At 40.6% G+C, this 12,670-nt stretch carries 8 protein-coding genes; 4 read left to right on the plus strand and 4 right to left on the minus strand.

Annotated elements, in window-relative coordinates; all coding sequences use genetic code 11:
* Positions 1-21 precede the first annotated feature (21 nt).
* From M23134_RS23580 to M23134_RS23590, 3 genes are all read left to right on the plus strand, one after another.
* Positions 22-1,404: an HlyD family secretion protein gene (locus M23134_RS23580; RefSeq protein WP_002700252.1), complete on the plus strand. Its 1,383-nt coding sequence runs from the start codon at positions 22-24 to the stop codon at positions 1,402-1,404.
* Between the two features lie 144 nt (positions 1,405-1,548).
* On the plus strand, positions 1,549-2,997 hold the full coding sequence (locus M23134_RS23585; RefSeq protein WP_053337367.1) for a TolC family protein: 1,449 nt from the start codon (positions 1,549-1,551) through the stop codon (positions 2,995-2,997).
* 485 nt (positions 2,998-3,482) lie between these two features.
* Positions 3,483-4,394: a DUF2279 domain-containing protein gene (locus M23134_RS23590; RefSeq protein WP_002700254.1), complete on the plus strand. Its 912-nt coding sequence runs from the start codon at positions 3,483-3,485 to the stop codon at positions 4,392-4,394.
* 625 nt (positions 4,395-5,019) lie between these two features.
* Here M23134_RS23590 and M23134_RS23595 read toward each other — a convergent pair.
* Positions 5,020-7,617 (minus strand): TonB dependent receptor, encoded by a 2,598-nt coding sequence (locus M23134_RS23595; protein WP_045114204.1) that lies wholly within the window; start codon positions 7,615-7,617, stop codon positions 5,020-5,022.
* Positions 7,618-8,180: 563 nt separating this feature from the next.
* Between M23134_RS23595 and rlmN the strand changes: the two genes are divergently transcribed.
* The gene (gene rlmN / locus M23134_RS23605) at positions 8,181-9,233 is read left to right on the plus strand and encodes a 23S rRNA (adenine(2503)-C(2))-methyltransferase RlmN (protein WP_002700258.1); all 1,053 of its coding nucleotides are present in this window, start codon (positions 8,181-8,183) and stop codon (positions 9,231-9,233) included.
* 116 nt (positions 9,234-9,349) lie between these two features.
* Here rlmN and M23134_RS23610 read toward each other — a convergent pair whose 3' ends face one another.
* The 3 genes from M23134_RS23610 to bshC form a co-directional block, all read right to left on the minus strand.
* On the minus strand, positions 9,350-9,790 hold the full coding sequence (locus tag M23134_RS23610; RefSeq protein ID WP_053337368.1) for a hypothetical protein: 441 nt from the start codon (positions 9,788-9,790) through the stop codon (positions 9,350-9,352).
* Positions 9,791-10,265: 475 nt separating this feature from the next.
* Positions 10,266-10,721: a hypothetical protein gene (locus M23134_RS23615; RefSeq protein ID WP_053337369.1), complete on the minus strand. Its 456-nt coding sequence runs from the start codon at positions 10,719-10,721 to the stop codon at positions 10,266-10,268.
* Between the two features lie 316 nt (positions 10,722-11,037).
* A complete protein-coding gene (bshC, locus tag M23134_RS23620) occupies positions 11,038-12,600 on the minus strand; it encodes a bacillithiol biosynthesis cysteine-adding enzyme BshC (protein ID WP_002700262.1) in 1,563 nt (520 codons plus the stop codon).
* Positions 12,601-12,670: the final 70 nt, after the last annotated feature.

Consider the following 12,670-nt stretch of genomic DNA (forward strand, 5'->3'; position numbering starts at 1 on the left):
CAGAGACATAATTTAAAAGGAATGCTTGAAATATCTAACGAAAAAATAGATTACAAAGAAATCAACGAGAAGGTACACTCGTTGAAAACCCTGACCCCGCCCCGAAATGCGCGTAGGCTTGCTTACATTCTTATTCTGTTGCTTCTTATCTTAATTGGCATTTTGTTTTTGCCTTGGCAGCAGAACATTAGTGCCACTGGCAAAGTAACTGCCTTGCGTCCATCTGACCGCCCTCAGGTGGTGCAGTCTACCATTGCCGGGCGTATCAAAGAATGGAGAATACAAGAAGGGCAATCTGTGACAAAAGGCGATACCCTGGCCATTATATCTGAGGTCAAGTCTGATTACTTTGACCCGCAATTACTCAAACGTTTGGAAGAGCAAGTGACTGCCAAAAGGGAGGGCATGGAGGCAAACCAAGGCAAGGTAAGGGCCCTGGATCAACAAATCAGCGCGTTACAAGATGCCCAAAAGTTTAGCCTTGAAAAAGCCCGCAATAAGTATGAACAAGCCCGTCTTAAGGTAATCAGCGACAGTGCCAACTTACAGGCAGAACAAGTGCAATATGGCATTGCCAAGAGTCAGTTTGGTCGCTACGATAGTTTGTATAGAAACGATGGGTTGATCTCAAAAACTGATTGGGAAAAACGCCAGTTGAAACTACAAAACACCTATGCCAAAGTAGTAGCATTACAAAACAAACTATTGATCTCAAAAAACAAGCTCATCAATGCCCGTATTGAGTTCAACTCGTTGATTGCAGATTATACAGGAAAGATTTTTAAGTCACAATCAGAAAAAAACTCTACCCAGGCCTATGTTGCCAACTCTCGTGGAGAACTATCAAAACTACGTAACAAATACGCCAACATAGAGATACGCAACCAGCAATATTATGTATTGGCACCACAAAACGGTTTTGTAGTGAAGGCGTTGAAATCAGGAGTAGGCGAAATGATCAAAAGCAATGAGGCAATTGCCACCGTTATGCCAGCAAACCCATCGATCGCAGTAGAGTTGATGGTACCCGCCCGTGATGTACCGTTGATTGAAAAAGGCAGGCATGTACGTCTTGAGTTTGATGGTTGGCCTGCATTGCAGGTATCAGGTTGGCCTAGTGTGTCGGTAGGTACTTTTGGTGGCCAGGTAAAAGTGATAGACTATATCATTAGTAAAGGAGGTAAATATCGTTTGTTGGTAGTGCCTGATCCTGAGCAAGACGGCAACTGGCCCAAACAACTGAGGGCTGGCTCTGGAGTGTATGGTTGGGTAATGCTGAAAGATGTGCCAATATGGTACGAATTCTGGCGTAAGTTGAACGGCTTCCCTCCAAGTTTGTATGAAGAGCCTAACGATGATTTACAAGACAAAGGTGGAAAAAAGAAGAAGAAGGCAAAAAATTAATAGGGTTTGAGTGAATAGTTGGTAGTCTATACTTTAACAGTCAGTTATTAAGGGTAGAATACCAACTGCTAACCAGGAAAGGAAACCTCTGAAAGTAGACTATAGCAGCCGGGTTACCAACCCCGGACTAAAAAATAATGATATATGAAAGTGCAATTTATTACATACATCACACTAGCATTGTTACTGAACTATCAGGCACTCTCAGCCCAAATACCTGGGACTTTGGTCAGTGGCACGCTAAAAAATTCGGGGAAAGTCCAAGTGATGAGCTTTCAGTTTTTTTATAAACAAATATTAGAACATCACCCAATAGTAAAACAAGCAAGCCTGCTCAACGAAATGGCACGCCAACGGTTAAGACAAACCAGGGGAGAAGGTTTTGATCCTAAACTTAAATCTGATTTTTCGCGCAAAGAGTTCAAAAGCAAAGATTATTTCAATACCTGGAAAACCTCGTTGAAGGTGCCCTTGTGGATTGGTGCTATAGAGGCAGGGTATGAACGAAACAATGGTATTTTTCTAAACCCTGAAAACTCATTGCCTAGTAATGGACTAGGTTTTTTGGGCATATCGGTACCTTTGGGACGTGGTATTGTTACCAACACCCGCCGGGCTACATTGCGACAAGCAAAAACATTTATAGAGATAGCCGAGGCTGACCGTAGGGCTATGGTCAACCAAATACTACTGGAGGCTACCCAAACCTATTGGAGTTGGTACCTGGCACATCGTAAACTCGAGCTTATCAAAGATGGGTATAACCTTGCCAGTGTACGCTATAAAGCCGTAAAACAACGGGTAAAAATGGGCGAATTGGCAGGCATAGATTCGGTAAAAGCAAAAATTATATTGCAAAAGCGCTTGTATGAACTGCAAGACGTATACACTAAGTCTAACAATGCCCGCATTAAATTATCTAACTATTTATGGCAGAAAGATAATATTCCACTGGAAGTGTCAGGCAATTTAATTCCTTCTGATAACGTACCCATCAATACCCCTAAACTAGGCGATTTGCTGGATCAAGCGGCTCAAAATCACCCAGAGTTACTGAGTTTGAATCTGACACAAAAAAACCTGCGGGTAGAAGAACGCCTACAACGCGACGAACTAAAACCCAGGGTGGATCTAAAATACCAAATACTTACCAACCCGGTAGGTAACAACCAGGACAAGGCGGTGCCGGTGGCTTTTCAAGAAAACTATAAGGTGGGGCTTAAATTTGAGTTCCCCCTATTTTTGCGTAAAGCAAGGGGTAAAATACAACAAGTACGCATCAAGAAAAACCAAACTGAGCTTAAGCTTACTCAAAAACAAAGAGAAGTACGCAACAAAGTAATTAGCTACTTCAATGAGTTTACTAACTTACAAAGGCTTATTCAGGTACAAAGACAAATGGTAGAAAGCTACGACTTGTTACGTACTGGAGAACTGAAAAAGTTTAGCGTGGGCGAAAGCGATTTGTTTTTGGTAAACACCCGCGAAAACCAATTGCTGGAATCCAGGGTAAAACTAGCAAGCCTCGAAGCCAAATTTCGTAAATATTATGCGAAGCTACGTTGGGCAGCTGGTTTAGCTCCGATTGAGTAATTTTTGGGGTAACCCAAGCAGCCTACAGCGCTGGCAGGGTAAACTTTAAGCCAGTGCAGGTAACTATACTTTCAAAAAAAGTAGTTGGAAGCACCAACAGAGGCAAGCTTCAAGCGACAAGTCGCAAGTCCTTAGATACCGATGAATATCGGTGCTATTCCCTATTCTATAGGGAGTTATCAAGTTTGTAAAATATTGATTTTAAGTTATTTACAAGCTTGATAGTTGGAAGTCCCGCAAGCGGAATGTTGGCATGGCTTTCACTAGGTACACTCTGTTTTATTACAGCTACCTTTGGAACAGGGTGTACCTAGTCCCTATTTAGGATTCTAACTGGTTGAAAATAAGTATGCTATGAACTTGTTAGCTACCTGTGAACCGAATCTACAGCAGCTTGCTGTGATGAGCTCAACGCAGTTAAACAGGGTGTACCTAACACCTAGTCCCTAGAACCTTATTATCGCTACCAACTAAATACAATATACATGGCAAAGGCAGTCAAATACATCGGGTTGCTGGCTATCTTTCTACTATATCACTCTTTTGTAAAGGCGCAGCCCGTTGTCTCCAACAAAGACAGCAGCCAAGTAAACCGTTCACGGTTACGTACCCTTATTGTGGGCAGCTCGGTATTGTATGGGGCTGGTTTGGTGGGCTTAAATGAGGTTTGGTACAAAAATTCTCCCAAACAGTCGTTCCATTGGTTTGATGATAGCCAGGAGTGGAAACAAGTAGATAAAGTAGGGCATTTTTACAGTACCTATCATTTTAGCCTGGGGGCTTCCAGGGCTTTTCGCTGGACAGGCTTGTCAGAAAAAAAGTCGATGTTTTGGGGAGCCATCATGGGCATTGTTGTAATGACCCCAATAGAGATTCTCGATGGGTTTTCGGCGGGTTATGGTGCTTCACTCAGCGATTTTTTTGCCAATGCCAGCGGCGCTATGTTTTTGTATGGGCAACACGCCTTATGGGGCGAAACCCGCATCCATCCCAAGTATTCGTTTCACCGTACCAAATACCCCCATCAACGCCCCGAGCTGTTGGGCAAATCGTTTTCTGAAGAAATATTGAAAGACTATAATGGGCAAACTTTTTGGCTTTCGATAGACGTTGACAAATTTTTGCCAAAAGGCAACCGCTATCCCAAATGGCTCAACCTGGCAGTAGGCTATGGTGCCGAAAATATGATTTTTGCCCGCGACTATCAAAACATTAACGCAGGGCTTCCTCCTTATCGTCAGTTTTACCTTTCGCTTGACCTCGACCTTACAGCCATCAAAACTAAAAGTAAGTTTTTAAAAAGTTTGATTTTTTTTGTCAATATGATTCATTTGCCCGCCCCCGCTATATCATTTAGTTCGGCAAAAGGGGTGAGGTTTCATGGGTGGTACTATTAAAGAGGCAAATCCTGAGCAGGAAAACTGTGCCTGCATTGTTATTGTGAGAGGCAATGAGCATTTACTTGGGTGAGTGCTGTAGCCAGTACTCCAGACACTACATAAGTAAAGCACTATTTCGCTTCCCCAAATCAAGTTCGCATAGGCGTCAACCTAACTTTTTAGCTGAATGCTTTATAAACAATACCTTAAGTTGAAAATAAGCACCTTTTAAAGTTATTTGATCTTGATGTGTTAGGAACACACGCGGGGACGCGTGCGCCAGCAGCTGGCAATGAGCATTTGCTTAGGTGGGTGCTGTAGCCAATATTTAGTTAATTAAAGTTTGATCACTTATTGTATAAAGAGTTATTTGGATTGTACATAAAACGCGTATGTTTCAACCAAATAACTCTTATTATAAAAGGTGGTGACTTATGCGTCACCCTGTTTGTTCACCTACTTTCCTTAGGTTATGCATATATATACCCAAGTTGTAACCGACAAATGGATAAAAAAGGATAGATTCTTACTAAAATAAAATATAACTTGCTGAAAATCAGTAATAAAAAAGAGCAACAATTAAAAATTGCTGCCCTTGTACATCTAAATTAACACTGATAAAAATTTCTTTTTTGTATATTCCTTAGTTGATCCCATCTACATTAGGCACATTGTTGCCACGTCTCTTTTTACGCTTTCGACGTTTTTTGCGCAGCTCACGCATTTTGCGGGCATCCATCGACATTTTGCCAAAACGATAAGAAAAGCTCAGAAATGCAATGCGGGTTTCTGGCTTAAAATTACCCACCTGCATAAAGTCGGTGCCATTGGTAAGGAAGCCGTAACGGCGAGTATTAAATATATCGCTTACTCTTAGCCCCAGGGTGCCCTTGCCTTTCAGTACTTTATAGTTAATGGCGGCATCTATTGAATATACTTCTTCCATTTCGCCTTGTGCCAATACAATAGGAGCACGGTAGCGCCCGGTAACCTGGGCGTTGAATTTAGAGCTAAATTTAAAGTTACTCAACAGCTTGGTTTGGTAGCTAAATGCTTCGTTATTGAGTTCATTTTCAAGGTTCGAACCATCAATTTCGGTTTTATAGAAGTTACCACTCAGGGTAAAATTCCACCATTTGGTCGCCCGCATATTAAAAGCCCCCTCTATGCCATAGTTACGCCCCGACTCCAGGTTGTCATACGAGCGAGTAATGATATTATTGACGTTGTCTTCCAACAAAATACGTTGAATATTGCCCCGAATGTCTCTAAAATAAGTGGTCATGTTCAAGGTGATGCCTTTGTGAGTATGGGTATAGCTTAACTCATAAGAGTTGATAAACTCAGGCAGTAAGGCTGGGTTTCCCTGAAACTGGTTGTTGGCATCTATTCTGATAATAAAAGGGTTGAGGGCACGGGTACGGGGGCGGTTGATACGTCGGCTATAGTTGGCAGTAAAGGTTCCCTGCTTACTGATTTTATAGCTTACAAAACCACTTGGAAACATATTTAAAAACTCGTTTTTGTAGCTTTGGTCAGTGTTTTCAACTACCGCATCCGACATGGTTTGTTCTACTCGCAAACCTACCTGAAAGCTTAACTTTTTGGTCAATTCATGATTGTAGATACCATAAGCGGCGTGTACTTGCTCATCGTAACGAAAATCATTGTTTTGAGTAAGGTCTGGGATGTAGTTGCCCGTTCCGGTGGCATCGTTCAACACCGAATAACCATTGAATATATTTCTTATAGTGGTTTTGAGTCCCATTTCCAGTTTTACGCTTTTATTTACTGGCAACTCAAAATCCAGTTGGGCGGTAGTGATATTAAACTTATTGTCGGTTTCGTTAATAGTCAATGCCGAATTACCTCCTGTGGGGGTACCATCTTCATTGCGAGGGGCAAGGGCAAGGTCTGAACTAAACAAGCTGCTTGAACGCGAATGACGTATGTCTAACGCCAGGACTTTATCAGGGTTATTAAAATACCTTTTGTAGCCAGCGTTAAAATCCATATTATTACCATCACTTCCCAACTCATTGTTGAGCAATGAGCGCGACAAAAAAGTACGATTGCCTCCGTTTACTTGTTGCTCGTTTACCTGGTCAGTGATCATGTCTCTGCCAAAGCCTCTGATGCTGTACAAACCACTAAAAGTCAAGGTGTTTTTTTCGTTCAGGTTGATGTCTATTCCTGCTTTGAGCAAGTTTGAATGAAACTGCATATCACCATCGCCTACTTGATTCAAAAAAGTAGTCGTGTCACGGGCGTCGTTGTAAGTTTCACGCACATTGGTAGAGTTCATAAAACGGTTGAACAAGTTGCCGCTATAGTTTACATAGGCGTTAACAGCTCCAGTACGCAATCCCAGGCGAAGCGAACCACTGTATTTGTCGTTGGTACCTACATTGAGGTTTACAAAACCGTTCATTCCACGTAATACGTTCTTTTTCAGTACAATATTAATGATACCCGACATTCCGTCTGGGTCATATTTTGCCGAGGGATTGGTAATTACTTCTATTTTTTTGATGCTCGATGCCGGAATTTGCTCCAAAGCAGCCTGGCGCCCACTCCCTGTCAATCCAGAAGGCTTGCCATCAATAAACACCGTTACATTGGCGCTTCCGCGTAAACTCACATTGCCATCTTGGTCTACATCTACTGAGGGCACATTTTGCAACGCATCTAACGAGGTACCACCAGTACTGGTAATGTTTTTTTCTACATTGAACACCTTACGATCGGCCTTGATCTCCATTGTTTCACGTTCAGCAGTTACAGTGACAGTGCCCAGCTTTTCGGTGCTCGATGCTATGCTCACTTCCCCCATATTTTGTTCTATGCCATCGCCCCGGTATTTTTTAGGAAAGAGTTTGATGGGGCCCAGGGTTTTTACTTTATAGCCAATATAATTTACTTTCAACTGGTACATTCCTAGCTTTACCTCACTGATAGAAAACTTGCCCTTGTCATTGGCAATGGCTCCTGTAACTATTTTTTTTGTACGCATGTTTACCAACGCCACTGTAGCAAACTCTACTGGTTTTCCGGTAGAAGCATCTTTTACCACGCCATATACTTTTCCAATGGCGGGCATTTGCCTTTTTTGCCCTTTTTTGACAGGAGGTTTTTTTTGCTGCGCCTGAGTACTTGTAAAGCCCAGTATCAGCCCAAACACTAAGAGTTTGATAATAAGAAGGTTTTTCATGGTATAACTTTTTGGGGTATAATTTTTCATTGGTATAAATGTTTTCTTAGGAATGTATGCTGTTTGGTTAAAAATAGGAGCGAACCACAAACTGAATTTGTATTACTTACCTGTTGTAAAATAATGTGGTATACACCTGTGTCATAACCTGGATTTAACTAATGTTCAATAGAAGCATGCATCATCTTTAAAAAATCACAATTTTATAGTCTATTTGGTTGCTATATATGGGAAGCAACGTTTCTACAAAACTAGTGAATGACTCTATTTCATACATGCATAATCTACCTATAGCCTTATTTTCTAGACCAATCACCCAATCACATCTCTATGAAATGCCTGATTTTATAGATGAGTTAAAGTGCAGATTATCAATTATTTAACAAATAATTAACAGGTAGTAATGGGAGGTTACTCTACTGGGTGGGCGTTTACGCACAGGAGTGTTGAGCGCTTTTTCCTGTTTTTGCTACAAGCTATATACCGAAGGTCGTTGCCTAAATTTGTTTATCCCCTTAAACTTATAGAACTTTGCAGTTACAAACATTCGGGGCAACTGAACCGCCCTCACTACCCTTTAAAAGACTAAGATGATGGCGACAGTAAGCCAAAAACAAGATATAAGAAAATTTTCGGTAGCTGATATTAGCAGCTTTTTGGCAAGTAAAGGTGAAAAAGCCTTTCGAGCCAAACAAATATATGCCTGGCTGTGGCAAAAGTCGGCAAACAGTTTTGAGGAGATGACCAACCTGTCGCTCAAGCTGCGGGAAATGTTACAAGCACACTTCGACATTACTGCATTGACAGTAGACCAACAACAAATTAGTAATGACCAAACAATTAAGTCTACCTTTAAACTTTACGATAATCATATCATAGAAGGAGTGCTCATTCCGGCTAAAGACCGAATGACCGCCTGTGTGTCGTCGCAAGTGGGTTGCTCGCTTACCTGTAAGTTTTGCGCTACAGGTTATATGTCGCGCAAGCGTAACCTGGAGCCAGGAGAGATTTATGATCAGGTAGTGGCCATTGCCCGACAAGCAGAAGAAAACTACGAACAACCCCTCACCAATATAGTATATATGGGGATGGGCGAACCTCTGCTCAATTATGCCAACGTACTAAAATCAGTAGAGCACATTACCTCGCCCGAAGGCTTAAATATGTCGCCTAAGCGAATTACAATATCTACTGCAGGCATTGCCAAAATGATTAGAAAGCTAGGCGATGACGAAGTGAAATTTAACCTGGCTTTGTCGTTGCACGCTGCCAACGATGAAAAGCGCAACGAAATAATGCCTATTAACGAGAGTAACACCTTGGTAGCTTTGCGCGATGCCTTGAAATACTACTTTCAGAAAACCAAAAACCGGGTGACTTACGAGTACATTGTTTTTCATAACTTTAACGACTCGCTCAAAGACGCTGAAGAGCTATATCGTTTTACCCGTCATTTGCCTTGCAAAGTAAATATTATAGAGTATAACCCCATTGCAGAGGCAGATTTTGTAAATACTAAAGAAGACAAGTTGGCTAAGTTTGCCAAATACCTGGAAGGCAAAGGGGTGATTGTAAACGTGAGACGTAGCCGAGGCAAAGACATTGACGCTGCCTGTGGACAATTGGCGATCAAAGAAGAGAAATAGTCGATACGAAATATTTATATAAAAAAAGCTCAGCTGTTATTAAAACAACTGAGCTTTTTTTTGATGTAAAAGAAGGAAAACCAAGAACCCAGTCCCTAGCTCCTAGCCCCTATAACTTATCTCCTAAAACTCAACACCCCACCCGAACAATAGTCAGAGGTTTTCTTGGTATCATAAGTAAACCGAATGTAGTAGATACCAGTACGTTGGCAAGTGTATTGAATAGCATCGTAATACTTGCCTTCTACATAACTGGTAGCAATGGCTTTTTTACGTGAATTGAGCAAGGTAATTTTTAAACCTTCGTTTTTGCGGCCTTTTCTGGCAAGCGATATAAGGTATTTTGAGTTACGACTAAGAATGTAAGAGTATTCAATTTTTTTCTTTTTACCACCCAACCCATTGACAGGGTATCCTTTGAGAAAGGTAAAACCTTTGGGTAGACTGCTAATACCCTTGCGTACAATTTGCTTGGCTGAGCAGGGAGCGTTGGTTACCGGAGTAGGTGATGGGTGGAACCAAGACATTAACGAAGCGAGTAAGAAACTGAAGATCATGAGTAGCTTTGTTTTTTGTTGAGACTAAGTACACTGTAAAATAAATATCTTATGCTTTTTTCGGCTTCTTTTGCCCTCTGACTTCTCTTTACAAAAATCGCGTAGCTTTGGCTATGCTCTATTTGTAAAGATCGCCATCAAACAAAATAAACTCGAACTAAATAACAACTTACTTAATTTACAGTGTACTAAGTAACAATGTTCAAAATAAGTTTCCGAATTTTGGATATATACCCGAAACTAACTGCGGCATTTTTTGAAGGCGTAGCAGCGCTACGGCTGATAAAAATAACAAAAGTTAGTAAAGGGGATTTATTCTAAATCAGACAGTTATTGCGAATATGTTACTAAATAATGTTTGAAAAATAAAACGTCTGTTTGGCGGTTATTTTTTATCCATTACTAAAAAGACTTTCCAAATTATAAAAATTCAGAAAGCCTTTGAATAAAGTTGTGATATATTTAACAGAGTTGATTAACGTTTGAACGCCAATACACCTCCTGCGCAATAATCGTGTTTGCCATCAAATCTAAAGGTAATGTAGTAGATACCAGTAGCACCACACTTATACCCTAAACCTGGGTAATATTTACCTTTTACATAGCTTGAGGCTATTTTTTTTCTTCTAGAGTTCATAATCGAAACAATTACTCCTACATTTTTTGGGTGACTATTTTTTAGTCTCACAGTGTAAGTAGAGTTCTTACTGAAAATGTATGAGTACTTAATCGTTTTTCTTGATCCACCTCTACCATCAATCGGGTAAGCTTTTAAGAAAGTATAACCTCTTGGTAGTTTGCTGATTGCTGCGTCAGTAAAAGCTTTTGTATTGCAAGCCATTGGTTTTACAGCTTCTGCCTTTACTGGCGTAGTTGGTGAAACATTGGTGAATGAAAGAAAAAACGACAGAATTAGATTCAAGACCATCATAATAATTTTGGTTTTTTAGTAGAATTATGTCAAAAATGCTTTGTTTTTATTCTTTGTGTAAAACAATTGATCTGTTAGAGATTTAAACAAAAAATATAAATCAATCTCATAAAAGCTTACTTTACAAATGTATAATATTTTTTGAAAAACCCCATATCATCGAAACTTTTTAAAAGATCAAATGATATGGCTCACTGGATTTTCTTAAGTAACTCATTCCGCTTTGAAAAATTTTACATAATCAAACAAAATTATAGATTATGCCTTTTTTATTAGACGAAACGATTGATTTGTAATACCTGCATTTATCAGGTTTTTAAAAGCTTTCCAATAACACATTCATACGAAAACTAAGCGGGTTTAGTTTTTCTAATATTTGAGAAATGAACGCAGGATTATTGACATAAATACTCAAAATATTGTCTTTACGCTCTTGTGGGGCTCCATTTGGAAACAATTTTTCTTTCAATTTTAGTAGTTGATTAATTTCAGTTTCCAATTTACGTTCTTCCGACTTCTTGAGCCTTTTCTCTATATTGCCCAACGATTTCAGGCTTTTTTGCTGCTCCGATTTAATAAAACCTTCCAATGATTTATCTACTTCTAGGGCTTTTTGCACCACACTGGCAAACGCTTGATTGAGGGTTGCTACCTCTTGGTCGAGCTTAAGTTCGTTTTCTGAGTTTTTGAGGACAAAGTTTTTGCGCAATGTTACCTCGTCTAAAAATAAGTCGGCAATGCTTAAATCCAACTTTTCCTTTTTCTTATGATTGATGTGGTCAACAAAAAGCACAAAGTTGCGGGGTTGTAACAAAGGAAAAGGACATTGGAAATGTTCAAACACCCCTTTGAGCTGTAGCCAGTATACAAGCTCGCTTGGGCCACCTATATAGCTCAGGTTAGGCAAAATACACTCTTGATACAAGGGGCGCAAAATAACATTGGGGCTAAACCTTTCAGGGTGTTGCTCAATGAGTGCTTCCATTTGGGCAGGTGAAAAGCTCAAGTCGGTGTTCAAGACCTTAAACTCTTCGCCCTCTCGAACAATGCGTTCACGGGTGTTGCCTTCCAGGTAAAAGAAATTGATTTCGCGGGGGGTTACTTGAGTTTTATAATTGAGTTGGTCTAGTTTTTCGCTGGTTTGGCGCACAATGTCAAAAGATGCCGGGGTCAGTACCTCTTTTTTGATAATGGGCTGAAAAACCTTTTTGAGTCCAGTGTGGTCAGCATCCAGAATAACCAGGTCAGTATTGGCAAATAGTTGGTGCACCAGGTAGCGGGTGGCGTCGCTCAACGATGAGTGCTGAGCGTAAGCCTGGGCAAATAAATCTGTTTTGGGCTCATTGATTTTTTCAAATATTTGGGCTACATTTTCGGGGTTAAACTGCCCCACGGCTCCTGTTTGGTCAGTGTTCCAGGTGTAGGTTTTGCCAAACAAATTGAAATGATTGATTTCAGCAAAGTCGTGGTCTTCGCTCGCCATCCAATAAACAGGTATAAAGTTGTACGCTGGATATTTGGCTTTCAAGGCTTTGGCAGTATTAATTGCTGCCGCAATTTTATACACAAAATATAAAGGTCCCGTGGCAAGGTTGAGCTGGTGCCCGGTAGTTACAGTAAAAGTATTGTCTTCAAGCAAAGCATCTATTTGTGCCTGAGGGGGAGCAGGCACGTGTTGGTATTGTTGAGTGAGTGCCTTGTGTAGTACTTGGCGGGTGTCAGCCGAAAACGTTTTTTTGAGGGCGATTTGCTGTTCGAAGTTTTCGATGTGGGGCAATTGGTGATAAAACTCCTTCAGGGCGTCTTTTCCGGTGATATAGTCTACAAAAGTGTCAGAGAATACGCCTGTTTGGGCAAAATCAATTTGATGTAATTGCATGGTGTAACTTGTTTGTTTATGTTGAAGCCTTTGGTGTTTTAGTGTTTGTATAATGAAAGTAAGCCAAACT

Origin of the sequence: Microscilla marina ATCC 23134, from assembly GCF_000169175.1 — a bacterium.
Lineage (GTDB): Bacteria > Bacteroidota > Bacteroidia > Cytophagales > Microscillaceae > Microscilla > Microscilla marina.

Bases quoted from the DNA above. Each gene is read 5' to 3' on its own strand.
- M23134_RS23590 (WP_002700254.1), top strand. From the start codon at position 3,483: ATGGCAAAGGCAGTCAAATACATCGGGTTGCTGGCTATCTTTCTACTA.
- M23134_RS23615 (WP_053337369.1), bottom strand. From the start codon at position 10,721: ATGATGGTCTTGAATCTAATTCTGTCGTTTTTTCTTTCATTCACCAAT.
- M23134_RS23595 (WP_045114204.1), bottom strand. From the start codon at position 7,617: ATGAAAAATTATACCCCAAAAAGTTATACCATGAAAAACCTTCTTATT.
- bshC (WP_002700262.1), bottom strand. From the start codon at position 12,600: ATGCAATTACATCAAATTGATTTTGCCCAAACAGGCGTATTCTCTGAC.
- rlmN (WP_002700258.1), top strand. From the start codon at position 8,181: ATGGCGACAGTAAGCCAAAAACAAGATATAAGAAAATTTTCGGTAGCT.
- M23134_RS23580 (WP_002700252.1), top strand. From the start codon at position 22: ATGCTTGAAATATCTAACGAAAAAATAGATTACAAAGAAATCAACGAG.
- M23134_RS23610 (WP_053337368.1), bottom strand. From the start codon at position 9,790: ATGATCTTCAGTTTCTTACTCGCTTCGTTAATGTCTTGGTTCCACCCA.
- M23134_RS23585 (WP_053337367.1), top strand. From the start codon at position 1,549: ATGAAAGTGCAATTTATTACATACATCACACTAGCATTGTTACTGAAC.